Here is a 23507-nt window from a genome sequence, read left to right on the forward strand (position 1 = left end):
AACACACAATGACTGTAGATTTACTACTCGGATTGCAATGGGGCGACGAAGGAAAAGGAAAAATCGTAGACGTTCTTACCTCAAAATATGACATCATCGCTAGATTTCAGGGCGGACCAAATGCCGGACACACTTTAGAATTTGACGGAATCAAACATGTTTTAAGAACCATTCCTTCGGGTATTTTTCATGGTAACAACATCAACCTTATCGGAAACGGTGTCGTGATTGACCCGGTAGTTTTCAAAAGTGAGATTGATGGTTTGGCTAAATTCAATCTTGATTTGAAATCAAAATTGTTTATTTCAAGAAAAGCACATTTGATTTTACCTACGCATCGTTTGCTTGACGCAGCTTCTGAAATTGCCAAAGGCAAAGGCAAAATTGGTTCGACGCTAAAAGGTATTGGGCCGACCTATATGGACAAAACCGGTAGAAACGGAATCCGTGTAGGCGATATTGAATTAGCTGATTTTGAAGAACGTTACAGAGCATTAGCCGACAAACACGAATCGATGATTGCTTTTTATGGTGTGGAACTTCAATACAATTTAGCTGAACTGGAAAAAGAATTTTTTGAAGCAATTGAAGACTTAAAGAAATTGGATTTCATTGACAGCGAAGAATATTTGGCACAAGCCCAAAAAGCAGGAAAATCAATCCTATGTGAAGGCGCACAAGGCTCGTTACTGGATGTTGACTTTGGAACCTATCCGTTTGTAACTTCATCTAATACAACTGCAGCTGGTGCTTGTACCGGTTTAGGAATCGCACCAAATAAAATCAAAGAAGTTTTCGGAATTTTTAAGGCCTATACGACTCGTGTTGGTTCGGGACCATTTCCTACTGAAGATTTTGACGAGGCAGGCGATGTTATGGCAAAAGTAGGTAACGAGTTTGGTTCAGTTACCGGAAGAAAAAGACGCTGTGGCTGGTTAGATTTGGTAGCGTTGAAATATGCTGTACAAATAAACGGCGTAACCCAACTGATGATGATGAAAGGCGATGTGCTTTCGGGCTTTGAAACTTTGAAAGTGTGTACAGGTTACACTTATAAAGGCGAAGTAATTCATCATTTACCCTACAATATCGAAGAAGAAAACATCAAGCCAATTTACACCGAATTTAAAGGCTGGAAACAGGATTTAACAGGTTTGACCTCTTTTGAAAGTTTACCAAAAGAACTAAAAGACTACATCGAGTTTATAGAACGTGAGCTAGAAGTACCGATAAAAATTGTCTCTGTTGGACCTGATAGAAAGCAAACGATAACAAGATAAAAATGAAACCCTTTCAGTGATGAGAGGGTTTTTTATTTAAATTAACTGGCGATTTTTTCATAATTTAGTAATAGCATAAACTAAAATCAATACCGATGAATGATTATGAAAAAAAAACATCGCTTACCCTTAGTGTAGTAGAAAATTTCAATACGGCCTTTAACAATCATGATGTTGAGGCGGTTATGAATTTAATGACCGAAGATTGTGTATTTGAAAATACGGCACCAATGCCCGATGGCACCCGTTTGGAAGGTGCTGCAGCGGTGCGCGAATTCTGGGAAAAGTTTTTTACAAACAGTCCGGATGCTCATTTTGAAGCCGAAGAAATTTTTGCAGCAGGAAACCGCTGTATCGTCCGATGGATTTACCGCAAAATGAAAGACGGACAACCCTGGCATTTACGAGGTGTGGATGTTTTTAAGATAGTTGACGGCAAAGTGGCAGAAAAACTGGCGTATGTAAAAGGATGATAAAAGAAGGAATCAAGTTTTAATAACCCCAAAAATGAAAAGTATATTTATTGACAAAAATAATGAGCCTACATTGGACGATTTAAAAAAAGGTTTAGGCAATACATTTGATATTTGGACAAACTTTGAAGCATTTGCTATAAAAAACTATCCTAATGCAAAAGCAGAATGGAATTTTTCAGGAGAAAAATTTGGATGGAGCTATAGAGTAAAAGATGCTAAAAGGGTTTTAATTTATTTACTTCCGAGAGATAATTTCTTTAAAACTGCATTTGTTTTTGGACAGAAAGCAACCGAACAGATTTTTGAAAGTGATATTTCTGAAGTTATAAAACAAGAACTTAAAGCAGCTAAGGTTTATGCTGAAGGAAGAGGAATTAGGATTGAGGTTAGAGATAAATCAAATCTTGAGGATATCCAAAAGATGATCAAAATTAAAATTATGAATTAGGTTTAAGCAAAACTAAATAACTAGCCATAAAAAGAAAATAAATCACAAAAGAAAACCCTTTCATCACTGAAAGGGTTTTCCTTTTTAAAGCTTAAATATAAAACTCTCGCTCGGCTTCACACTCAACCGTATAGTTCCTTTACCATCCGTTACTTTTAGTTGTGCTGTACTTCCGTAGAGTTGGTCTTTTACGTCGTATAATCCGTCTTTGATGCTCCAGGTTTTGATAACTTCTTCTGGAACTATTAACTCAAAATCGCTGGTAGTTACCCAAGAGAAATTGACTACAACAATCAATTTTTCTTTGGCTGTCCAACGCACATAGGAATACATTCCCGGACCATAGCGTTTGGTTTCATTACGGTTAATCGTTTGTATTTCTTTGAACTTGCCTGTCAGGGCATCGCTATATAAAGTGAAGTTTAGTAAACGTTTATAGAAATCGCGTAAGTCAGCTTCGCTTTTTGATAATTGTCCGCCATCAAATTTACCATCGTTCATCCATCGCTGGTGATGCGGAACGCCAACATAATCAAAGATAGAGGTACGCGAATGGGTTCCGAAACCACCATTTTCTTTTCCGTCCTCGCCTACTTCTTGTCCAAAATAAATCATCGTTGGAGAAGAGCTAATCGTTGCCGAAACAACCATCAATGGTTTCCCTTTTTCGGGAGTTCCTGCAAATTCGGGACTTGCCAAACGCTGCTCATCGTGATTATCCAAAAAGTGTAGCATATGATGCTCAATATCGGCCATGCCTTCCTGAATTTCGCTAAGTGGTTCAGGTAAAGCTTCTCCTTTAATGATTGCTTTTAAATGATCATAAGTTTCTACTTTGTCATACAGATAATCCATTTTTCCTAGGTTAATATAGTTTCTGTATTCTTTCGGATTATAAACCTCAGCCAATAAAAATGCTTTCGGATTCTTCATCTTGATAGCCGAATTCATATAACTCCAAAACTCATAAGGCACCATTTCGGCCATATCATAACGAAAACCATCCACGCCTTTTGCTGTCCAATACAAAGCAATATCACGAAATTTTTTCCATGAACTTGGCACATCTTTATCTTTCCAAAACTCATAATGCGCTTTGCAGTCTTTTTTGTCAAATCCTTCAGGCAACTCAGGAAAATCTTTCGAACCATCAGGTTTGATGCCATAATTTACTTTTACGGTTTCATACCAATCGTTGATATCCGGCTTGGCTTCGCGCGAACCGTTGCCTGTCCATTTTGCAGGAAACTCGGAAAACTTACCATCAATTAAAGGATTTTGTTCACCATTTAAAGGTTTGTATGTTGGCGAAGTTGGTACTTCAAAGGCTTTTCCCGGTATGTAATAGAAGTTATTATTGCGGGCATATTCCACGGAAGTGTCATCATCGGCACCAAAATCGCGAACGCCTTTCGGGTTGCTTAAGCTATGATAATTTCGGGCAATGTGATTTGGCACTATATCAATAATAACTTTTAATCCATTCTTATGTGTTCGTGCAATTAATGCTTCAAATTCTTCTAATCGTTTGGCTGGGTCAACTGCTAAATCAGGATTTACATTATAATAATCTTTAACAGCATAAGGAGAACCGGCACGACCTTTTACTACATCAGGATCATCATTGGATATGCCGTATTTTGTATAATCTCTGATAACATCATGATGCGGAACACCTGTGTACCAAATATAAGTCACACCCAGTTTCTTTATTTCCTGCAAGGCTTTATCTGTAAAATCATTGAATTTCCCAACACCATTTTCTTCAATCGTTCCCCAAGGTTTGTTGGTGGTATTTTTGTTTCCGAACAAGCGGGTAAAAACTTGATAGACTACATCTTTTTTTGGTGTGGTAATTACTTTGAATTTGGCAGGCATAGTGGTCTTTTTTTGAGCAATCGTCGTGTTAGCAATAACACAACTCATAATAACAGCAAATGTTAAACTTGTTTTCATACTTACTTCCGACTTAAAATAGGTTCAATAAGTCGTAACAACAAATATAGAAATATAAGTAACATAAATAATTCTTAATAACCATTTTCATTGTTTCTAATTTCCTAAATTTGGACCAAATATATTTTCATTGAAAAAGTTACTTTATTATATCGGATTATTGCTCTTTACATTAACCAATGTGAATGCGCAAAAATCATCCAAAATAAACGTAGAATATTCCGATTTTGCGGATATCAATCAAACCGAAATACCAGACGCCTTATTACTTACTGGCCATGTTCGAGTGAGCCACGAAGGTGTAGTTTTTACTTGTAACAAAGCTTATTTTTTCCAAAAAGAAAACTATATCAAAGCTTTTGGCGAAGTCCAAATGGTGCAAGGCGACACGCTTTTTCTGAACAGCAAATATGCAGAATATAATGGCGAAGTGAAACAAGCTTACGCCACAGGAAATGTAATTATGCGTTCACCCGAATCGACTTTGGTTACTGACACTATAAATTTTGACAGAAACACACAAGAAGCTTTTTACAATACTTACGGAACGATTACGAGCAAAGAGAATAAACTGAGAAGTAAATCCGGAAGGTATTTTGCTAATGAAAAGAAGTTTAAATTTCTAACAGCAGTTACCATTACTAATCCAAAATATACCATCAAGTCGAATCATTTAGATTATTATACCAACTCGGGGCACTCCTACTTATTTGGGCCTTCGACCATAACGAGTAAGGAGAATTTCATCTATACCGAAAAAGGTTTTTACGATACCAAAAAGAATCTGGCACATTTTCTTCGAAAGTCCTACATCAAATACAAAGACCGGAGAATTGAAGGCGACAGTTTGTACTATGACCGAAACCGGGAATATGCCTCAGCAACCAATAATGTAAAGATTACCGATTCAATCAATAAAGGAATTATCAAAGGGCATTATGCCGAAATTTATCGGAATCTGAAAACGGAAAAAGACTCGATGATGATTACCAAAAGAGCCGTTGCTATATCATTGGTAGAAAACGATTCTATGTACATTCACGGAAAGAAAATGTTGATTACCGGAAAAACAGGTGAACGCATTATCCGCGCTTTTAACAATGTTCGTTTCTATAAAACAGATATGAGTGGTAAGTGCGATTCTATACATTCCGATCAAAAAATAGCGCTGACAAAACTTATAGGCAGACCAATACTTTGGAATTATGACAACCAAATGACTGGCGACATTATGCATCTCATTGGAAATAACAAGACTGAAAAACTCGATTCGCTCAAAGTACTGAACAATGCTTTTATCATATCAAAAGACACCACTGGAACAGGCTATAATCAAGTGAAAGGAATAAATCTTTACGGCAAATTTAAAGACAATAAACTAAGCGAAGTTGATATTATAAAAAATACAGAAGTCATTTATTATATGCGAAATGACAAACACGAACTCATCGGAATTAACAAAAGTGTCGGCAGTAAAATTAATTTGATTTTGGATAAAAATACGATTGAAACCATAACAGTCTATAACAATCCGGATGGCGATATTTATCCCGAAAAGGATTTACCCGAAAACGCGAGGAAACTACGTGGCTTTGTGTGGCGTGGCGATGAACGGATAAAATCGAAAGACGATATTTTTCCACCTGAAGAAAATGAACTCGATGCCAAAATTCAAGCCGATAGAAAAGCTGAAATGGCTAAAGATAATCTACCGTTAGAACCAAGCAAAGAAACTTTGGACTACGACAAGAATAATCCGAAGCCAAAGTCCGAACAAAAAGAATCTAAACCAACGGTGAAATAGTCACAGTATTCAGTCACAGTAAGCAGATTTTAAATATCTTTTGATATGCTAATGACCGACAACCGAAAACTGACAACCGACAACCCAATAATGAAAGAGAATTTCCTAAAATACCAAGCACAAACGTCTCCTTATCCTTTGGGTATGGAAGTTTCGCATGCGGTTGGTTCTTATGTTTACGATACGAATAACAAAAAATATTTGGATTTTGTAGCCGGAGTTTCGGCGACAAGTTTGGGTCATCAAAACCCAAGAGTCAATCAGGCTATCAAAGATCAGTTGGATAAATATTCGCATGTGATGGTGTATGGCGAATATGCCCAACATCCTGCTGTAGCGTATTGTAAATTATTGACAGAAAATTTACCTCCAAGTTTAAACAAAGTTTATTTAGTCAATTCAGGAACCGAAGCTTGTGAAGGTGCGCTAAAACTCGTTCGCAGAGTTACCGGAAGAAGCCAATTGATATCGTGTCACAATGCATATCATGGCAATACTATGGGCTCAATGAGCGTAATGGGTTTTGAAGAACGCAAACAAATCTTTCGCCCATTAATTCCTGATGTCGATTTTATCACATTCAATAACGAAGAAGACATCCAAAAAATAACGACCAAAACTGCCGGAATCATACTAGAAAGCATTCAAGGCGGTGCCGGTTTTATAGAACCCAAAAATGATTTCTTAGCCAAAGTTAAAAAACGTTGTGAAGAAGTCGGTGCCTTACTGATTCTCGACGAAATCCAACCCGGATTTGGACGTACCGGAAAACTGTTTGGTTTTGAAAACTACAATGTCGTTCCCGACGTAATTATAATAGGAAAAGGAATGGCTGGCGGAATGCCTGTTGGTGGTTTTGTTGCTAATGAAAAGCACATGGATTTACTAAGCCATGATCCAAAACTTGGACACATTACTACTTTTGGCGGTCATCCTGTCATTGCGGCAGCCTGTTTGGCCACTTTGGAAGAAATTTTGGAAAAAGACTACACCAAACAATCATTAGCTAAAGAAAAGCTGTTTCGGACCCTTTTGGTACATCCTTTGATAGAAGAAATTCGAGGAAGAGGATTAATGTTAGCGGCGATGACAAAAGATGTAGAGATTACCAATAAAGTAATTTTCAAATGCCAGGAAAAAGGCTTGATTTTATTTTGGCTGCTTTTTGAAGGTTGCGCTATCCGAATTACTCCTCCATTAACAATATCTGAAGACGAAATCAGAGAAGGTTGTGCCATCATTATTGAGGCTATGAATGAGATTTTCAACGAGTTAAAAAATTGTTAATTAAATTGTTTACAACAATAATCTCAACTCACTAAAAAAGCAACGTGTTTCCCTAATTTTATTAAGGATAATTTTAACACCTACTGTTATGCACCTAGATCACGACGAAGAAGATTACAACTTATCCTTATCGAAATTTGAATCGATGTTGAAAACCAACAAAGTTTTATTTTTCGACTCAGAGGAATTCGAGGAAATCATTCTGCATTACCTCGATATAGGAAAAGCTACTTTAGCTAAGAAAGCCTTAAAATTAGGACTTGAACAACACCCAAAATCTACTGGATTAAAATTGGTTCAAGTAGAAATGTTGGTGTATGATGACAAACTCGATCAAGCTGAAAAATTACTCAATGAATTGTATGCCATCGAGCCAACTAACGAAGAAATTTTTATACAAAAAGCTAATATTTATTCCAAAAGAGACAACCACGAAAAAGCCGTGGAGCTTTTGCAAACTGCTCTAAAGTATACCGAAGATTTTGCCGATGTCTATAACTTAATTGGCATGGAATATCTTTTTATGGATAATCTGGAATTGGCAAAAGAGAACTTTATCAAATGTTTGGAAGAAGATTTTGAAGATCAATCCGCCTTATATAATGTGGTGTATTGCTTCGAATTTTTAGACCAAAATCTTGAAGCCATTGAATACCTTAAAACATATATTGATAGAAACCCATACAGCGAAATCGCCTGGCATCAGTCAGGAAGATTGTATTATGGTGTAAAAGATTATGAAAATGCGGTACGTTCTTTTGAGTTTGCTACTTATATAGACGAAGAATTCGTTGGTGCTTTCATGGAAAAAGGAAAAGCTTTAGAGCGATTGAAACGCTATGAAGACGCCATTGAAAGTTATAACAAAACTATCGAGTTAGATGACCCAACATCTTATGCTTTGTTGCGTATTGGTAAATGTTATGAAAAACTTGGCAATAAAGTCCAAGCATTAAAATTTTTCAATAAAACCGTACACGAAGATCCGTTGTTAGATAAAGGATGGATTGCCATTACTGATTTTTATGTTCGTCAAAAAAATTACCAAAAGGCCTTGTATTTTGTCAATAAAGCACTAGCTATTGATGACCAAAATCGTTTATACTGGAAACGTTTTGGTACAATTAACAAAGCAATGGACCAATTTGAAGAAGCTGAATTTGGTTATCGCAAAGCCGTAGAATTTGGAGATTATCAATTAGACACTTGGTTGTTTTGGGTTGATATTATGCAAATAATGGGCGAAAATAACAATGCTATTTTAACTTTAATTCAAGCAGCTGAATACTTTCCGGATGATTACGAAATAGAATATCGTATGGCAGGTTTTCATATGCTTTTGAACGAAGAAGAGAAAGGAAACTATCATTTGAGTAATGGTTTGCGTCTTAATTTTAAACACAACACCATTCTGAAAGATTTATTTCCAACCGTTTGGGACAGAGAATCAGTTCAGGAATATATCGCAAAACACACAAAACCGGAATAAATGTCGCGAAGACAATTTGGCTTGCTCGGCAAGAACATTTCTTATTCGTTTTCGAAGAAATACTTCACTGATAAATTTGCTCTAGGAAATTTAGCCGATTGTACTTATGAGAATTTTGACATTCAAAGCATTGAAGAATTTCCGGCAATAATCGCCAATATCCCAGACTTAAAAGGGTTAAACGTTACCATTCCGTATAAAGAAAGTGTAATTCCGTTTCTTTACAAGCTTTCTAAAAACGCTGCACAAATTGGTGCTGTAAATGTTATTAGAGTAACAAAGAAGGGAAACTTAAAAGGATACAATTCCGATTATTATGGTTTTATGAAATCTTTGGAACCATTACTAGAACCGCATCATAAAAAAGCATTAATTCTGGGAACCGGTGGCGCGGCCAAAGGAGTTTCTTTTGCCTTAGACAAACTCGGAATTCTATACACTTTTGTAACTCGAGAAGAAAAAGAAGGCATGATTGATTATAACCGAATCAACGCCACAACTTTTGACAATTATCACATTATTATTAATTGTACACCTGTTGGCACAAGTCCAAATATCAAAGAATTTCCTCCAATTCCTTATAATTTCTTTACCCAAAAACATATTGCTTTCGATTTGATATACAATCCGGAAGAAACACAGTTTTTAAAAAAAGCCAAAAAGAAAGGCGCAATTACCAAAAACGGTTATGAAATGTTAGTGCTTCAGGCGGAAAAAGCCTGGAAGATTTGGAATAAATAAATTGTTTTATGAATATCAAACTTTTAGCTATTGGCAAAACCGATAACAAAGCCTTGCAATCACTAATTGATGATTACACGAAGCGTTTGTCTTTTTATATCAAGTTTGATTTGGAAATTATTCCGGATATTAAAAATGTCAAAAATCTTTCAGAAAGTCAGCAAAAAGAAAAAGAAGGGGAACTGATTTTATCCAAACTCACACCAACGGACCAATTGATTTTATTGGATGAAAACGGAACGACATTTTCAAGCGTCAAGTTTTCGGATTATCTGCAGAAGAAAATGAATTCCGGCGTAAAGACTTTGGTGTTTGTTATTGGCGGACCTTATGGTTTTAGCGATGAAGTCTATCAAAAAGCACAGGGTAAAATTTCGCTTTCACTGATGACATTTTCGCATCAAATGGTGCGTTTATTTTTTATAGAACAATTGTATCGTGGATTTACAATTCTGAGAAATGAACCGTATCATCATCAGTAATAGTTAACAGTCGCAGTTTTCAGTTAATAGATGTATTCTCTTTTCTTATTTATCGAAACGCCTTTCTGCTTAATCTCGAGCTTTTTGATAAAGAATTTATATTCAATATACTTCCCAAAAGACATGCCTTTATCAAAAGAAAAATAAATTCTGGAATGCATTGGCAACTTATCTACAAACTCCTGCAATTGATTTTTGGAGAAAACCAATTCATTATAATGCACCAAATCATTTCGGTCTAAATGAAAATATACTATGTTAAAATCTGGCTTTTCCAGTTTGTAATGAATTTTGGTAAAAGGTAAAAAAGCCATCGTTTTCTTGACCGTATCTGTATAAGCAAAATAGTTTTCAGATGTTTCGCTTTTGTGCATGCTTGATGCTTTTTTGCTTTGCAACTTTTTAATTTCTAAAATTACTTTTCGCAACGGCAAACGCTTATCAATATTAAAAAGCCAATTGGTAGAGCTAATTGAATTATTTCTATTCACATCAACTAAAGTGTCTTTTTCTTCGGTCTTGAAAAAGAAATAAATCGGAGAATGATCTTTCACATCAGCCACAACTGTCTCATTGGCTTGAGACAATAGTACTTCTTTGTCATGGCAGGAAATTAGCACCGAAAATAACAAAGCAGCTACAATTTTTTTCATTTTTTTGGAATTTGGGATTTAATTTTTGGAATTTAAGCTTTCAAATAGTTTAACGCATTCCATAGCTTCTTTTACATCATGCACTCTGATAATATTAGCACCTTTTTGCAACGCAATCGTATTCAAAACTGTTGTCCCGTTTAGTGCGGCATCTGCTGAAGTCTCGAGCGTTTTGTATATCATTGATTTTCTGGAAACACCAACCAATATTGGCAATTCAAGCATTTGAAACAACTCTAAATTATTCATAACTTCAAAATTCTGTTCTTTGTTTTTAGCAAAGCCAAAACCGGGATCAATCAGCAAATCGCTGATTCCCAAACTCCGTGCCAGTGACACTTTTTCAGAAAAGTAAAGCAGCATTTCTTTAGTAATATTTTCATAGTTCGCCATACTTTGCATCGTTTGCGGATTGCCTTTCATGTGCATCATAACATACGGAACCTGAAGTTTTGCAACGGTTTCCATCATTACTGCATCCAAACTTCCTGCCGAAATATCATTGATAATGCAAGCACCATTTTCAATTCCGGCTTTCGCGACTTTGGCACGAAAAGTATCAACAGAAATCAAGGTTTCCGGAAAGTGTTTCAGCACTAATTGTATAACCGGAATTAATCGTTCAATCTCTTCTTCTTCCGAAACAAATTCAGCACTTGGCTTGCTGGAATAGGCTCCAATATCGATAAAAGTTGCGCCTTCAATAAGCATTTTTTCAACTTGAAAAAGCACACTCTTTACATCGGAATGTTTGCCTCCATCGTAGAACGAATTTGGAGTAACATTCAATATTCCCATCACTTTAGGAGATGATAAATCGATTAGTTTTCCGAGACAATTAATGGTCATTGATAATCTTAATAGAGTTATAAGATTTAGCACTTTGTACTTCAATCTTTATTCTTTACTTTTGGACAAATTTGATACAAATATACACTGAAATGAGTAAAACTTCTCAAGAATATGATAAGGTTATCGCAATTTGCCGACAACTTTACGCCAATAAAATGACAGATTATGGAAGTGCCTGGAGAATCTTGAGATTGCCATCATTAACCGATCAAATATTCATCAAAGCCCAACGTATTAGAAGTTTGCAACAAAATGAAGTTCGTAAAGTTGACGAAGACGAAACGGGTGAATTCATAGGGATTATCAATTATTCCATAATGGCTTTAATTCAATTGGATTTGGGCGTTGTGGACCAACCTGATTTAGATGCGGCCAGAGCTATACAGCTTTATGATGAAAAAATAGCAGCAACCAAAAAACTAATGGAAGACAAAAACCATGATTATGGTGAAGCCTGGCGTGAGATGCGTGTGAGTTCGTTGACCGATTTGATTCTGCAAAAGTTACTTCGCGTAAAGCAAATTGAAGACAATAAAGGAAAAACTTTAGTTTCTGAAGGTATCGATGCCAATTATCAGGACATGATAAACTACTCTGTTTTTGCTTTGATTTTAATGAAATTTGGACAATAACCCTTCGAATGCGCTCAGGGTGACAAAAAATATACTATGACAACATCAGCTAAAAATTACATCGCATGGTCATTAAGAATTATCGTAGCAGTTTTGTTTATACTTTCTGCATTAGCAAAACTGTCTAAAGGACATTTATTAGACTCACCCTATTTTGCGATTTCAACTTTTGAAGTTAAGCAATTGTATCCTATGGGATTTTCGGAAGGTTTTGCGCCATTCTTTTCCCGAACACTTATCGGAATTGAATTGGCGTTAGGATTTTTGCTTTTACAAAACAATTGGTTACGCAAATTCATTGTGCCGGTTACAACCCTTTTGTTACTGGTGTTCATCGGACATTTAAGTTATGTGACTTTCTTAAGTGGTGGAAATAGTGGAAACTGTGGTTGCTTTGGAGAACTTTTACCAATGACTCCAATAGAAGCCATCATTAAAAATATAGTCGCAGTTGGACTTTTGGGTTACCTATTCATATTGTTACCTAAAGGAGCTAAAGACGGAAACTTTTGGGTTTTGACCACAGTGCTGTTTGCTACAATTTTGGGTATTTTTATGTTGGCTCCAATACAACCGCCGGCAGGTAATTTTGAAGTTTCGGCACCGGAAGAAGTAATTAATGACACCATTCAGGAAGCACTTATTGATACCACTGCAGCTATAGTTCCTAAAGATACGATTAAGAAAGTTGAAGCCATAAAAGAGGTTGCAAAACAAGAAATCAATGAACCTGAAAAACACAAATCAGGTTATGCATCCTATTTTTCTAAAATTGATACCGGAAGAAAAACACTTTGCTTTTTTGTGCCTGGTTGTGATCATTGTCGTGTAGCGGCAAAAGAATTAACAGAATTGAAACAAAAAGATAAAAATTTTCCGGAAATTTCGATTATCTTTATGAATGAGGAAGCCGATTTGATTCCGGACTTTTTTAAATTCGCCGGAGCTGAATATCCTTATAAAATAATTGAAGTTATTCCTTTTTGGAAAGTATTGGGATCAGGGAAAGATACTCCGGGCGTAAAGTATTTATGGAATGGAAATGAATATAAATACTATTGGGGAATCACTGATAATAAATTTGATCCTGTTGATTATCAAAAATTAATTAACAAACCTTTCTCCGAACTAAAGAAATAATTAGTTTTTAGGTATCTTTTTACTATTTTTAAATCTTAAAATTAAGAGTAATGATTAAATATATAATGTCTAGAAGATTACATCAGCGTGCGCTCATAGGTATTGGCGCTTGTGTTGTAGTTTTTTTAATAGGTTATTACGTTTTGGAGCATATCTCTACAATGGAAGATCCACCATTAGGAAACACTATATACATACTACTCGGAAGCGCTCTTGTGTTTTCTTCAGGCTTAGGCATCATTTTAATTATAAAGTATCTTTATGATTATAAAAAGAAAAAAGAAAGACGAGAACGTAAAAGAAAAAAACATAAATTATTTTTTCTGAAAGACCAGAAGGATAAAAAATCTGAATAATTCATTTAGCTCCAAATTCAATAAAAAATATGAAAAAAACTGTTCTGCTTTTAGTAATAATAGTCGTCGCTTTTGCATTTTCTACTGCTCAGAGTGATAAATTTTCGAAAAAAGCATTATCAAAAAAATTAATTACTACCGAAAATAAAGAAATTTCATTTAAGGAAATTCTAAAAAAACACTACGGAAAAGTTACCGTGATTGAAGTTTGGGCTTCTTGGTGTGGCGATTGTGTAAAAGCAATGCCAAAAGTAAAAGAAATGCAGACCAACAATCCGAATGTTGACTATGTATTCATTTCAATGGATAAAGCCTTTGATAAATGGCAAGCGGGAATTGAAAAACATGAACTAAAAGGCGACCATTATTGGGCAACGGATGGTATGAAAGGTGAATTTGGAAAATCGATAGATTTAGATTGGATTCCGAGATACATAATTATTGATAAAAAAGGTAAAATTGTAATTTATCGTGCCATTGAAACCGATTTTGATAAAATTAACGAGCAATTAAAAAAACTAGAATAATGAGACAAAAAATTGTTGCAGGCAATTGGAAAATGCACAAAAATGCAGAAGAAACAGAAGATTTATTAAATGAATTAATTGATAAATTACCATATGATGTAGAAGCACAAGTCATTGTAGCACCAACATTTATAAACCTTGCCTCAGCTGTAGATCATTTAGAGTTTACCAATATCGCCGTAGCTGCACAAAATATGAGTCAGTTTGAAAGTGGTGCCTACACAGGTGAAATTTCGGCAGATATGCTTAAAAGTGTCGGAGTAAATATTGTTATCATTGGCCATTCTGAAAGACGTGCCTATTTTCATGAAACCGATTTTATTTTAGCAGATAAAGTAACTACTGCATTATCTCACAATATGACTGTAATTTTTTGCTTTGGCGAAGAATTGAAAGACAGACAAAACAACCAACATTTCAATGTAGTCGAAAACCAACTTCGTGATGGTCTGTTTCATATTAAAGACAAAGATTGGGAACAAATAGTTTTGGCATACGAACCTGTTTGGGCCATCGGAACCGGTGAAACTGCTTCACCGGAACAGGCTCAGGAAATGCATCGATTCATTAGAGAAACAGTAAGACAGCGTTATGGAAGTAATGTTGCCGAAGATGTTTCTATACTTTACGGAGGCAGCGTTAAACCTGAAAATGCTAAAGAAATTTTCTCAAAACCTGATGTCGATGGCGGACTAATTGGTGGTGCTGCTTTAAAAGCAACCGACTTTGCCGCAATCGTTAGTTCGATATAAGAAAAATAATATTTAATTTACAAACCTTTCATTAATTTGAAAGGTTTTTTTTATATTTTAAATTTTAATTTGCATTTTATCGATTTTATTTGCTTTTAATCGAATTATTCTACTATTTTTACTTCGCCCTAAAGTCAAAAACAAATGAAAACAAAATTTATCCTACTATTTTTGTTCATATTCGGTTGGAATATGAATGCCCAAGTCGATATTCAAAAGCGGTTTCAATCCGATACGAGGAAATATTATATTTGGAATAAAGAGTTTGAAAAATACGAACTCAAGGAAACCGAATACGAAAACACCATTATCGATATTCGTGAAATAGGCTCAAAAACTAATGGTTATATCGTAATCAGCATGTATGATAATGGGCAAGTCCGATTGCATCACGGTTCTATTTTTGAGTTTACCCAAACCAGTGAAGAGGAAGGAACATGGTTGATACGCTCCAAATTTATGAGAGCAAAATTGATCTACAATCCAAAAGAAAATACCATTACCTATCTTTATGATGCTGAAGGAAAGCGCTACAGCAAATTGATGATTTTTAGTGTAACTCCTGATGAAATCCCAAATGCAAGCCTAAAAACTGTTGCCAAAACCGATGATTAATTTTTTGATGAAATGACTTCGCAGTAAGGGTATCGATTGTTACCTTTGCAAAAAAAAGAATGTCAAACATCTATTTAGCATATCATTTTTCGGTTGAACCAAAAGAATTGGGTTCCGAAATTTTAATCGCAGAACTTGGCGAAAAACCTTTTGAAAGTTTTATAGAAACCGAAAACGGATTTAGCGCCTTTATTCAAAAAGACCTTTGGACTAAAAATGTATTAGATGATATTTATTTGTTACATTCTCCTGAATTCGTTATTTCCCACACAATCGAAGAAATTGAGCAAGTCAATTGGAATGAGGAATGGGAAAAAAACTTCGAGCCAATTGATGTAGACGGAAAATGTCATGTTCGCGCACCTTTTCACCCAAAAACTAACGCCGAATTTGATATTGTTATAGAACCTAAAATGAGTTTTGGAACGGGTCATCATGAAACCACTCATATGATGATTCAGCATCTTTTAGAAACAGATGTAACCAACATGAAAACCTTAGACATGGGTTGCGGAACAGCTATTTTAGCTATTCTTGCCGAAATGAAAGGCGCCAAACCTATTGATGCCATAGACATTGACAATTGGTGTTATTTGAATTCAATTGAAAATGCAGAGCGCAATAAATGCCATGAAATCTCCGTTTATGAAGGTGATGCTTCTTTACTGAGAAACAAAACATACGATTTGATAATTGCCAATATTAATCGCAATATTTTGCTAAACGATATGCAGCAATACGTTGATTGTTTAAACAAAAACGGTATTCTTTTGTTAAGCGGATTTTATACCGAAGATATTCCGGCTATTGATGCTTCTTGTACTGAGAAAGGTTTGACATATGTCAAAAAGTTTGAAAGGAATAATTGGACGTCGCTTAAATATGTAAATTAGCAGCTAAAAATTTTACACTTGTAAAACGAAATGAAAATGAGTACGATAGAAAAAATACAGGAAGACGTTTTAGTTGATGAACAAGTCGGAACCAACAATGAAATTGTATTGTATAACGATGATGTCAACACTTTTGATCATGTGATTGACACACTGATTCGTGTTTGTAACCATACTTCTGAACAAGCCGAACAATGCGCAATTTTAGTTCACTATAAAGGAAAATGTACCGTGAAAACAGGTTCGTTTGATGAATTAAAACCACAATGTACCCAACTTTTGGAAGCTGGTTTGAGCGCGGAGATTATTTAAACTTCCAATCAAACTCGTCGTTATCGTTGATAATGGCGCCAATTTCAATTCGAATAATATCATCGTATTCTGATTGCAGAATCAGCCAATTACTTTCATTGAAATGATTTTCGGTTGTATCAAAATCTTCTTTTGTCCAGGAATTGAATGGCAATTCGTTTTTAACAACTTCTATATTTCTACCTATGATTTTTTTATCTAAAATCGTTGCCTCGTGATGAGAACAAATGATGTAACCCAAACGAAAATCTTCATCTTCATAAAAAGTTAAACTCAGTTTTTCATTATTATACAAACAAATAACGTTGCCATCTTCATCGTGATATTGCTTATTTGGTTTGCCGTAAAGTAGCTCAACATCTTTCTGTTTCATTCCAAAAAGCAATTTATCTACACCGTTTTTTAAATTTATTGTCATAGTCCCGTTTTAATAATAAAAATCGTAAATGTTAAAGAATTAGAAAAAATTCATAAATTAGTACTTACGTTGCTTTTGCAAAGTTAAATTATATTAAATAATTTATTTATGAAATCTATTCAAATACTAACATTAACTATTGTGTTGAGTGTGATTGTGTTCATTATTTCACTTACTCAATTTGTAGTTACCATTGATTACGATATCATTGAATCAGTAAGTTCCTGGCAATATTTAACCATTGGAAGTGTCGCTGTTTTTGGTGGTGGTGTATTAGAATGGTTAATCTGGTTGGCCAATCCTTTGTATATAATTTCTATAATCTTATTTGTTAAACACTATAAACTATCAATGATTACTTCTTTTTTAGCTTCATTTTTAGCTGTTATTTTTTCTACTTGGGAAGAAATTCGGGTTGACGAAAAAGGAATTTCTGCCAAAATAATTCACTTTGAGTTAGGATATTATCTTTGGGTTTCAAGTATAATCATATTGACAACAGGAATATTTATCTTTTTCAGACACAGAAGCAAAAGAAAAACGCATCATGATGGCGGTCATCATCACAGAATCATTAATCAAACTCACTAAAACAAGTGAGTTTTTTTTATTGAAAATGAATTGATTTCCAAAACAAATTTGAAAACAGATTCGTTATTTTTACGTTATGCAAAACCTCAACAATTTACAGCAGTTTTCAGACAATTTACCCAATAAGGAACGAATGCCTTTGTTATTTCTCGGTCATGGAAGTCCGATGAATGCTATTGAAGAAAATGAGTTTGTTGCCGGTTTTAGAAACGTTGCCAAAACACTGCCAAAGCCAACCGCAATAATTTGTATTTCGGCGCATTGGTTTACTAATGGAACCAAAGTTACGGCTATGGAAATGCCACAAACGATTCATGATTTTGGCGGATTTCCAAAAGCACTTTATGAGGTTCAATATCCTGCTAAAGGAAACCCCGAATTGGCTGAAGCTACCAGATTATTATTAGAACCAACTTTAGTTGAACTTGATGAAAAATGGGGTTTGGATCATGGCGCCTGGTCGGTTTTAAAACATTTATATCCAAAGGCAGACATTCCGGTAATTCAGTTGAGTATTGATTACACTAAACCTGCACAATATCATTTTGACTTAGCACAAAAACTAAGTAAACTGCGTAACAAGGGAATTCTGATTATTGGAAGCGGTAACATTGTGCACAATTTGGGTTTGGTTGATTTTCATAATTTCCACAAAGATGATTATGGTTTTGATTGGGCGATTGAAGCTCGGGCTAAGTTCAACCATTATCTTTTAGATGGTGATTTCCAATCGTTGATTGATTACCAAAAAGAATCGAGAGCAATACAATTAGCTATTCCAACACCAGATCACTATTTGCCTTTGATTTATACTTTAGGATTAAAACAAAAAAACGAAGAACTATCGTTGTTTAATGATAAGCTTTTAGCTGGTAGTTTGAGTATGACTTCGGTGAAGATTGATTGAACTGTTTATTAGATTTTTTATATTTTTGATTAGTGGCTATACTCTAGTTACAAGCAAGCTGCCAAGATTACGCAAAAAACCTTTGCAAAAAAATTATTTACTTTTATTTCAAAATGTGTATCATGAAAATTAAAATTACATTAGGTTTATTAATATTCGCATTGGCAATTTCATGTCAGAACTCTGATAAATTTGATTTGGAAAGTGAAACTAAGGAAATACTAAAAGCTGAAGCGAAAGCTAGGGAATATCATTTTAAGAAAAATGTAAAAGCACTCTTAGGCGGCTTTTCTAAAGATTTTATATCAATTAACAACGGCAAAATTGAAAAACCGACATACGACGAAAGTTTCAAAAAATTTGATTCTTACTTTAAGAGTGTAGAATTTATAAAATGGGATAACAATTTGCCGCCAATTGTCCGATTTTCTGACGACGGATCGATTGCGTACGTTGCTGTCGACAAACTAGTAATTGTAAAATTTAATGATGAGAAGGGAAATAAAGTTATTGATACAACTAATTTTGCATGGCTTTCAGTTTTTAAAAAACAGAGCGGTCGATGGAGTTTGGATTGTATTGCTTCAACAAGAAGATAAACGCCTGACTACAACAGCCGTTTGGCGCAATGACTGGTTTTGTCTTTATTAGCCGGAAATTATTAAGCTGAAATTTTGGTTGTCTTTAGAACAAATTATTAAAAGAGTCGCCACTGACCACAAGCAGCAACACGCTAGGAGTAAACATCAAACACCATCTCTTGAAAAAAGCAATTTTAGTATTAATAATTCTTAGTTTAAATTCTTGTGGAATATTAAACAGCTATAAAAATTCTGTAACTGAAAATAGTTTTGCCAGAAAAGAACTGAAGAAGAAAAAGTTCAAAGAAAAATTCGTTCCTGAGATGAACAAAAAAATTGACTTCAAAAATTGCTATTACAATTATTCCGAATACTCACAAAGAAAAATACATTCATACCTGAAGCTATTTAAAAATGGGCAATATGCATATTTTACAAGTAATGAAGATAATATTAATTTGAACGAACTTAATAAAGCTAATTATGTTGGCTATTATATTGTTGAAGACAATATTTTGAAATTAGAAACTCCAACCGGAAATTTGAATACACCAAGCTACAGAGTTATATGGGAATTTGTAATCAAAAATGGAGCTTTGAAAAACAAAAAATCAGAATTAGAATATGAAATTAAAAAAAATGCTAATTTGACAGAAGTTGAACCAAATTGGTAAAATGCCTACTGCTAAAAGCCGTTTGTCGCAATGGCTGGTATCGATTTCCCAAAATGGAAAATCAAAGGCGGAAATTTACATATCTTTACACCTAACCGTTAAGATTGTCACCACTGCCGCCAAGCAACGGCACATTAGCGGTAATTGCTCGCCAACTTAATCCATATCATAATCTTAACGTAATAAACTAAATTATGCTTATCAAAATCAATCCAAAATTGCCCATGAGAAATAAGGATTTAACAAAGAAATTTTACTTGGAAAACCTAAATTTTAATGAACTTGCTGATTATGGAAATTATTTAATAATCGAGAAAGATGATATTGAAATTCATTTTTTTGAGTTTAAAGAACTCAATCCTAAAGATAATTATGGACAAGTATATATAAGAACAGATAATATTGAAAATTTGTACAACGAACTAATAAGCAAAAAAGTAAATATTCATCAAAATGGACATTTAGAAAGCAAACCTTGGGGACAAAGAGAATTTTCTCTATTAGATTTAGATAATAATTTATTAACTTTTGGACAAAGTATATAGAAAAACGCAACAACCGCTAACAGCAGTTTGTCACAATTGCACCAGATAGCGTGGAATTGCATTCTGTGACTAGATTATGAGATTGCTTCGCCGGTCGGGCAATGCCCTCGTGTCCTCCTTTGTCCGAATGACAAGACTAAGGAGAATTAATACTCAAACTTCCCAAACTCACTTTCAATAGTGAGTTTTTTATTTTCACTGGCTTCTACTCTACCCACAATTTGGGCATCAACACTAAAAGATTTTGAGATTTCGATTATGTCCTGGGCAATTTCGTTTGGAACATAGATTTCCATTCGGTGACCGCAATTGAAAACCTGATACATTTCTTTCCAATCGGTTTTTGATTGTTCCTGTATCAATTTAAAAAGTGGTGGCACCGGAAATAAATTGTCTTTTATCACATGAACATTATCCACAAAATGCAGCACTTTGGTTTGTGCTCCACCGGAACAATGTACCATACCGTGAATGTCATTTGGAGAGTATTTGCTTAAAATCGCTTTGATAATCGGCGCGTAAGTTCTCGTTGGAGATAACACTAATTTTCCGGCATCAATTGGGGAATTTTTTACTTCTTCGGTAAGTTTTGTATTTCCGGAATACACCAAATCAGTTGGCACCGAACTGTCAAAACTTTCCGGATATTTATCAGCTAAATATTTGGCAAAAACATCATGACGTGCCGATGTTAATCCGTTGCTTCCCATTCCGCCATTATAACTTTTTTCATATTTGGCCTGACCGAAAGAAGCCAAACCAACAATCACATCTCCGGCTTTTATATTGGCATTGTCAATCACATCACTTCGCTTCATTCGGGCAGTAACGGTTGAATCTACAATTATGGTTCTGACCAAATCGCCAACATCGGCAGTTTCACCACCAGTTGAATGAATGGTTACACCAAAAGTCTTTAGCTCGGCAATCAATTCTTCGGTTCCGTTGATAATCGCAGAAAGTACTTCACCCGGAATCAGGTTTTTGTTTCTTCCGATGGTAGAGGAAAGCATGATATTATCAGTAGCGCCAACGCAAAGTAAATCGTCAATATTCATAATCAACGCATCCTGCGCAATGCCTTTCCAAACGGAAATATCGCCGGTTTCTTTCCAATACATATACGCTAAAGACGATTTTGTTCCGGCGCCATCGGCATGCATAATGAGACAGTAATTGTCATCATTAGTCAAATAATCGGGAACAATTTTGCAGAAGGCTTTGGGGAATAATCCTTTATCGATGTTTTTAATAGCATTGTGGACATCTTCTTTGGAAGCCGAAACCCCACGAAGATTGTAACGTTGACTGTTATCGGAACTCATGTGTTGTAGTTAGTTGCCCTTCGACAAGCTCAGGGTAAATGTTGTGCCGCAAAGATAAGGATTGAAGTACGAAATACGAAGTACGAAGTACGATTTTATTTCTCAACGATTAGAATTTCTACGCGACGGTTTTCATCTTCTTCTGCCTGGTTTTGCTCTGGAATTTTATGAATAGGTCGCAACACACCATAACCCACAAACTTCATCCTTTTTCTGTCGATTTTATTCCGCAACAGATAATTATAGATTGCCCGGGCTCGAGCCGTGGAAATATTGTTTAAATCATTAACCATTTGACAACAAATATGGCCTTGTATTTCAATTTTAAGTTTAGGGTTTTCCTGCATAGCACAAAGTAAATCATATAAACTTGATGCTGACTTAGGCACAATACGCGCCGAATTATTGAAGAAATAAATATTAGGTAACTTAACGGTTTCGCCTACTTTCGAATTTCGAATTTGTTTGGTGAATTCGCTTTCGACAATTTTTGGAGCGATTTCTGAATAAAAAATAGTCACCTTTCTGTTTTCTGCCTGAATTTTAGATTGCTTAAAATCTTTACCGTAAGCTATCTTATCTAAGTTTCTGCTGAACTTTAAACCGCTCTTTTCCAATAGTTCGCGCACACTCTCGATACGTCTTTCGGCTAAAAGTTTGTTATAATTTTTGGTATCAATACTATCGCAAAAGCCCAACAATTTGGTGATTTCAACCTCTTTGCTTTTGGCAATCCATTCGTTGAGTGACAAAATAGAAGTTGGATTTGGAAAATCTTTATTGAAATCAAAAAAGACTTCAACTTGTTTTTGTCCCAACGATTTGAGAGAAATCAGAAAAAACAATATGACAATTTTTGATTTCATTATTTATTTACAATTAAGATTTCTACTCTGCGATTGGCAGCTCTTTCTTTTAAATTTCTTTCGGGAATCTTATAAATCGGATCGCTGCTTCCGTAACCTCTAAACGCTAATCTTTTTACATCAACCCCGTATTTTGTCAAATATTTCAGAATGACCAAAGCTCTTCTATAAGATAACTTGGTATCATTAGGGTTTGGATTACAGCAAATATGTCCATGAATTTCGATACTCAGCTTTGGATTATTCATCATAATATCGAGCAATTCATCCAAAAGCGGCAGCGATTCATCCATCACTCTTTCTGAATTAAAATAAAAATTGATGTTATTTATTCTAACTATATCTCCTTTTTTGGCTTTATCAAATTTTGATTCTAATGCCGACCTTTCTTCTTCAACGAGTGTGACCTTATCGGCAACCTCTAATATGTCCTCTTCTTCCTTTGTTTCCAGAGCTGTTGCTTCTTTAACTCTTCCTCTTCCAAAAGGACCATCAGGTATTGTTTGAACATTTTTCGTATCCGGATTTTTTTCTTTTATCAGATTGTAAAATACTTCTACTTTCCTGTTCTCACTTTGATTTTTGGAATATTTAAAATCCTCGCCAAATGATTTTAGTGCTACTTTATCCGAAACTTTTATACTGTTTTTATTAAAAAACTCCACCATCGAATTTACTCTTCTCATGGCTAAGTCTTTGTTATATTTACTATCATCAACACTATCAGTATAGCCAAGAACTTTTATAATTTCAGCTGATTTATTATCCAAAACCCACTGATTAATTTTAATTTGTGAAGCTTCATTTGGAACATCTTTATTGAAATCAAAAAAAACATCAAGCTTATTTTGTCCAAAACCGTATAACGAAAATAGCGAAATACAAAGTATAAAAATCTTTTGCAT

At 34.8% G+C, this 23507-nt stretch carries 28 protein-coding genes; 21 read left to right on the forward strand and 7 right to left on the reverse strand.

The window, feature by feature from the left end; translation table 11 throughout:
- Positions 1 to 8: 8 nt before the first annotated feature.
- The 3 genes from L1S35_RS12320 (at position 9) to L1S35_RS12330 (ending at position 2204) form a co-directional block, all read left to right on the forward strand.
- A complete protein-coding gene (locus L1S35_RS12320) occupies positions 9 to 1280 on the forward strand; it encodes an adenylosuccinate synthase (RefSeq protein WP_236401132.1) in 1272 nt (423 codons plus the stop codon).
- Positions 1281 to 1375: 95 nt separating this feature from the next.
- Positions 1376 to 1753, forward strand: a complete 378-nt coding sequence (locus L1S35_RS12325; RefSeq protein ID WP_236401134.1) for a nuclear transport factor 2 family protein — start codon at positions 1376 to 1378, stop codon at positions 1751 to 1753.
- Positions 1754 to 1787: 34 nt separating this feature from the next.
- Positions 1788 to 2204, forward strand: coding sequence for a DUF3788 domain-containing protein (locus tag L1S35_RS12330; protein ID WP_236401136.1), 417 nt, complete (start codon positions 1788 to 1790; stop codon positions 2202 to 2204).
- A gap of 84 nt (positions 2205 to 2288) precedes the next feature.
- On the opposite strand, the gene L1S35_RS12335 is transcribed toward L1S35_RS12330, so the two are convergent.
- Complete coding sequence (locus tag L1S35_RS12335) at positions 2289 to 4160, reverse strand: alpha-amylase family protein (protein ID WP_370641067.1); 1872 nt, start codon at positions 4158 to 4160, stop codon at positions 2289 to 2291.
- A gap of 130 nt (positions 4161 to 4290) precedes the next feature.
- Here L1S35_RS12335 and L1S35_RS12340 point away from each other — a divergent pair, with 130 nt between their 5' ends.
- From L1S35_RS12340 to rlmH, 5 genes are all read left to right on the forward strand, one after another.
- A complete protein-coding gene (locus L1S35_RS12340) occupies positions 4291 to 5964 on the forward strand; it encodes an OstA-like protein (protein WP_236401138.1) in 1674 nt (557 codons plus the stop codon).
- A gap of 90 nt (positions 5965 to 6054) precedes the next feature.
- Positions 6055 to 7251 (forward strand): aspartate aminotransferase family protein, encoded by a 1197-nt coding sequence (locus L1S35_RS12345; RefSeq protein ID WP_236401195.1) that lies wholly within the window; start codon positions 6055 to 6057, stop codon positions 7249 to 7251.
- An 88-nt stretch (positions 7252 to 7339) separates the two neighbouring features.
- Positions 7340 to 8740, forward strand: coding sequence for a tetratricopeptide repeat protein (locus L1S35_RS12350; RefSeq protein ID WP_236401140.1), 1401 nt, complete (start codon positions 7340 to 7342; stop codon positions 8738 to 8740).
- Positions 8741 to 9481 (forward strand): shikimate dehydrogenase family protein, encoded by a 741-nt coding sequence (locus L1S35_RS12355; protein ID WP_236401142.1) that lies wholly within the window; start codon positions 8741 to 8743, stop codon positions 9479 to 9481.
- Between the two features lie 8 nt (positions 9482 to 9489).
- The gene (rlmH, locus tag L1S35_RS12360; protein ID WP_236401144.1) at positions 9490 to 9963 is read left to right on the forward strand and encodes a 23S rRNA (pseudouridine(1915)-N(3))-methyltransferase RlmH; all 474 of its coding nucleotides are present in this window, start codon (positions 9490 to 9492) and stop codon (positions 9961 to 9963) included.
- 23 nt (positions 9964 to 9986) lie between these two features.
- Here rlmH and L1S35_RS12365 read toward each other — a convergent pair whose 3' ends face one another.
- Together L1S35_RS12365 and folP are read right to left on the reverse strand one after the other, a co-directional pair.
- Positions 9987 to 10616, reverse strand: a complete 630-nt coding sequence (locus L1S35_RS12365; protein ID WP_236401146.1) for a hypothetical protein — start codon at positions 10614 to 10616, stop codon at positions 9987 to 9989.
- An 18-nt stretch (positions 10617 to 10634) separates the two neighbouring features.
- Positions 10635 to 11465 (reverse strand): dihydropteroate synthase, encoded by an 831-nt coding sequence (folP, locus tag L1S35_RS12370; RefSeq protein WP_236401148.1) that lies wholly within the window; start codon positions 11463 to 11465, stop codon positions 10635 to 10637.
- Between the two features lie 92 nt (positions 11466 to 11557).
- Between folP and L1S35_RS12375 the strand changes: the two genes are divergently transcribed.
- From L1S35_RS12375 to L1S35_RS12410, 8 genes are all read left to right on the forward strand, one after another.
- Positions 11558 to 12100 (forward strand): DUF1599 domain-containing protein, encoded by a 543-nt coding sequence (locus L1S35_RS12375; protein ID WP_236401149.1) that lies wholly within the window; start codon positions 11558 to 11560, stop codon positions 12098 to 12100.
- Positions 12101 to 12136: 36 nt separating this feature from the next.
- The gene (locus tag L1S35_RS12380; RefSeq protein ID WP_236401151.1) at positions 12137 to 13240 is read left to right on the forward strand and encodes a MauE/DoxX family redox-associated membrane protein; all 1104 of its coding nucleotides are present in this window, start codon (positions 12137 to 12139) and stop codon (positions 13238 to 13240) included.
- A gap of 50 nt (positions 13241 to 13290) precedes the next feature.
- Positions 13291 to 13596: a hypothetical protein gene (locus L1S35_RS12385; RefSeq protein ID WP_236401154.1), complete on the forward strand. Its 306-nt coding sequence runs from the start codon at positions 13291 to 13293 to the stop codon at positions 13594 to 13596.
- Positions 13597 to 13625: 29 nt separating this feature from the next.
- Complete coding sequence (locus L1S35_RS12390) at positions 13626 to 14123, forward strand: TlpA family protein disulfide reductase (protein WP_236401156.1); 498 nt, start codon at positions 13626 to 13628, stop codon at positions 14121 to 14123.
- Positions 14123 to 14875, forward strand: coding sequence for a triose-phosphate isomerase (tpiA, locus tag L1S35_RS12395; protein ID WP_236401158.1), 753 nt, complete (start codon positions 14123 to 14125; stop codon positions 14873 to 14875). The genes L1S35_RS12390 and tpiA overlap by 1 nt, the downstream gene beginning before the upstream one ends.
- Before the next feature lie 144 nt (positions 14876 to 15019).
- A complete protein-coding gene (locus L1S35_RS12400) occupies positions 15020 to 15490 on the forward strand; it encodes a hypothetical protein (RefSeq protein ID WP_236401160.1) in 471 nt (156 codons plus the stop codon).
- A 59-nt stretch (positions 15491 to 15549) separates the two neighbouring features.
- Entirely contained in the window at positions 15550 to 16383 is an 834-nt protein-coding gene (prmA, locus tag L1S35_RS12405; RefSeq protein WP_236401163.1) for a 50S ribosomal protein L11 methyltransferase, read from the forward strand.
- A 36-nt stretch (positions 16384 to 16419) separates the two neighbouring features.
- Complete coding sequence (locus L1S35_RS12410) at positions 16420 to 16695, forward strand: ATP-dependent Clp protease adaptor ClpS (RefSeq protein WP_236401165.1); 276 nt, start codon at positions 16420 to 16422, stop codon at positions 16693 to 16695.
- Here the strand turns inward: L1S35_RS12410 and L1S35_RS12415 are convergent.
- Complete coding sequence (locus L1S35_RS12415) at positions 16688 to 17113, reverse strand: hypothetical protein (RefSeq protein WP_236401167.1); 426 nt, start codon at positions 17111 to 17113, stop codon at positions 16688 to 16690. The genes L1S35_RS12410 and L1S35_RS12415 overlap by 8 nt on opposite strands.
- Before the next feature lie 108 nt (positions 17114 to 17221).
- Here L1S35_RS12415 and L1S35_RS12420 point away from each other — a divergent pair, with 108 nt between their 5' ends.
- The 5 genes from L1S35_RS12420 to L1S35_RS12440 all read left to right on the forward strand — a co-directional run bounded on the left by L1S35_RS12420 (position 17222) and on the right by L1S35_RS12440 (position 20411).
- Positions 17222 to 17704 carry a hypothetical protein gene (locus L1S35_RS12420; protein ID WP_236401169.1) on the forward strand — a complete coding sequence of 161 codons (483 nt, stop codon included), beginning with the start codon at positions 17222 to 17224 and terminating at the stop codon, positions 17702 to 17704.
- Between the two features lie 76 nt (positions 17705 to 17780).
- Complete coding sequence (gene ygiD, locus L1S35_RS12425) at positions 17781 to 18611, forward strand: 4,5-DOPA-extradiol-dioxygenase (RefSeq protein WP_236401171.1); 831 nt, start codon at positions 17781 to 17783, stop codon at positions 18609 to 18611.
- Positions 18612 to 18733: 122 nt separating this feature from the next.
- Entirely contained in the window at positions 18734 to 19210 is a 477-nt protein-coding gene (locus L1S35_RS12430) for a nuclear transport factor 2 family protein (protein ID WP_236401173.1), read from the forward strand.
- A gap of 161 nt (positions 19211 to 19371) precedes the next feature.
- Positions 19372 to 19866, forward strand: coding sequence for a hypothetical protein (locus L1S35_RS12435; RefSeq protein WP_236401174.1), 495 nt, complete (start codon positions 19372 to 19374; stop codon positions 19864 to 19866).
- Positions 19867 to 20060: 194 nt separating this feature from the next.
- The gene (locus L1S35_RS12440) at positions 20061 to 20411 is read left to right on the forward strand and encodes a DUF8817 family protein (protein ID WP_236401176.1); all 351 of its coding nucleotides are present in this window, start codon (positions 20061 to 20063) and stop codon (positions 20409 to 20411) included.
- 146 nt (positions 20412 to 20557) lie between these two features.
- Here the strand turns inward: L1S35_RS12440 and L1S35_RS12445 are convergent, their stop codons facing one another.
- The 3 genes from L1S35_RS12445 to L1S35_RS12455 form a co-directional block, all read right to left on the reverse strand.
- The gene (locus L1S35_RS12445; protein WP_236401178.1) at positions 20558 to 21736 is read right to left on the reverse strand and encodes an AIR synthase related protein; all 1179 of its coding nucleotides are present in this window, start codon (positions 21734 to 21736) and stop codon (positions 20558 to 20560) included.
- 95 nt (positions 21737 to 21831) lie between these two features.
- Positions 21832 to 22602 (reverse strand): OmpA family protein, encoded by a 771-nt coding sequence (locus L1S35_RS12450; RefSeq protein WP_236401180.1) that lies wholly within the window; start codon positions 22600 to 22602, stop codon positions 21832 to 21834.
- Positions 22602 to 23507, reverse strand: coding sequence for an OmpA family protein (locus L1S35_RS12455; RefSeq protein WP_236401182.1), 906 nt, complete (start codon positions 23505 to 23507; stop codon positions 22602 to 22604). Before L1S35_RS12455 ends, L1S35_RS12450 begins: the two co-directional genes overlap by 1 nt.

Origin of the sequence: Flavobacterium anseongense (assembly GCF_021608185.1) — a bacterium.
In the GTDB taxonomy this organism is placed as follows: Bacteria; Bacteroidota; Bacteroidia; order Flavobacteriales; family Flavobacteriaceae; genus Flavobacterium; species Flavobacterium anseongense.

Excerpts from the sequence above, each read along its gene's own strand:
- L1S35_RS12320 (WP_236401132.1), top strand. The coding sequence starts at position 9 with ATGACTGTAGATTTACTACTCGGATTGCAATGGGGCGACGAAGGAAAA.
- L1S35_RS12325 (WP_236401134.1), top strand. The coding sequence starts at position 1,376 with ATGAATGATTATGAAAAAAAAACATCGCTTACCCTTAGTGTAGTAGAA.
- L1S35_RS12330 (WP_236401136.1), top strand. The coding sequence starts at position 1,788 with ATGAAAAGTATATTTATTGACAAAAATAATGAGCCTACATTGGACGAT.
- L1S35_RS12335 (WP_370641067.1), bottom strand. The coding sequence starts at position 4,160 with ATGAAAACAAGTTTAACATTTGCTGTTATTATGAGTTGTGTTATTGCT.
- L1S35_RS12345 (WP_236401195.1), top strand. The coding sequence starts at position 6,055 with ATGAAAGAGAATTTCCTAAAATACCAAGCACAAACGTCTCCTTATCCT.
- L1S35_RS12350 (WP_236401140.1), top strand. The coding sequence starts at position 7,340 with ATGCACCTAGATCACGACGAAGAAGATTACAACTTATCCTTATCGAAA.
- L1S35_RS12355 (WP_236401142.1), top strand. The coding sequence starts at position 8,741 with ATGTCGCGAAGACAATTTGGCTTGCTCGGCAAGAACATTTCTTATTCG.
- rlmH (WP_236401144.1), top strand. The coding sequence starts at position 9,490 with ATGAATATCAAACTTTTAGCTATTGGCAAAACCGATAACAAAGCCTTG.
- L1S35_RS12365 (WP_236401146.1), bottom strand. The coding sequence starts at position 10,616 with ATGAAAAAAATTGTAGCTGCTTTGTTATTTTCGGTGCTAATTTCCTGC.
- folP (WP_236401148.1), bottom strand. The coding sequence starts at position 11,465 with ATGACCATTAATTGTCTCGGAAAACTAATCGATTTATCATCTCCTAAA.
- L1S35_RS12375 (WP_236401149.1), top strand. The coding sequence starts at position 11,558 with ATGAGTAAAACTTCTCAAGAATATGATAAGGTTATCGCAATTTGCCGA.
- L1S35_RS12380 (WP_236401151.1), top strand. The coding sequence starts at position 12,137 with ATGACAACATCAGCTAAAAATTACATCGCATGGTCATTAAGAATTATC.
- L1S35_RS12385 (WP_236401154.1), top strand. The coding sequence starts at position 13,291 with ATGATTAAATATATAATGTCTAGAAGATTACATCAGCGTGCGCTCATA.
- L1S35_RS12390 (WP_236401156.1), top strand. The coding sequence starts at position 13,626 with ATGAAAAAAACTGTTCTGCTTTTAGTAATAATAGTCGTCGCTTTTGCA.
- tpiA (WP_236401158.1), top strand. The coding sequence starts at position 14,123 with ATGAGACAAAAAATTGTTGCAGGCAATTGGAAAATGCACAAAAATGCA.
- L1S35_RS12400 (WP_236401160.1), top strand. The coding sequence starts at position 15,020 with ATGAAAACAAAATTTATCCTACTATTTTTGTTCATATTCGGTTGGAAT.
- prmA (WP_236401163.1), top strand. The coding sequence starts at position 15,550 with ATGTCAAACATCTATTTAGCATATCATTTTTCGGTTGAACCAAAAGAA.
- L1S35_RS12410 (WP_236401165.1), top strand. The coding sequence starts at position 16,420 with ATGAGTACGATAGAAAAAATACAGGAAGACGTTTTAGTTGATGAACAA.
- L1S35_RS12415 (WP_236401167.1), bottom strand. The coding sequence starts at position 17,113 with ATGACAATAAATTTAAAAAACGGTGTAGATAAATTGCTTTTTGGAATG.
- L1S35_RS12420 (WP_236401169.1), top strand. The coding sequence starts at position 17,222 with ATGAAATCTATTCAAATACTAACATTAACTATTGTGTTGAGTGTGATT.
- ygiD (WP_236401171.1), top strand. The coding sequence starts at position 17,781 with ATGCAAAACCTCAACAATTTACAGCAGTTTTCAGACAATTTACCCAAT.
- L1S35_RS12430 (WP_236401173.1), top strand. The coding sequence starts at position 18,734 with ATGAAAATTAAAATTACATTAGGTTTATTAATATTCGCATTGGCAATT.
- L1S35_RS12440 (WP_236401176.1), top strand. The coding sequence starts at position 20,061 with ATGCTTATCAAAATCAATCCAAAATTGCCCATGAGAAATAAGGATTTA.
- L1S35_RS12445 (WP_236401178.1), bottom strand. The coding sequence starts at position 21,736 with ATGAGTTCCGATAACAGTCAACGTTACAATCTTCGTGGGGTTTCGGCT.
- L1S35_RS12450 (WP_236401180.1), bottom strand. The coding sequence starts at position 22,602 with ATGAAATCAAAAATTGTCATATTGTTTTTTCTGATTTCTCTCAAATCG.
- L1S35_RS12455 (WP_236401182.1), bottom strand. The coding sequence starts at position 23,507 with ATGCAAAAGATTTTTATACTTTGTATTTCGCTATTTTCGTTATACGGT.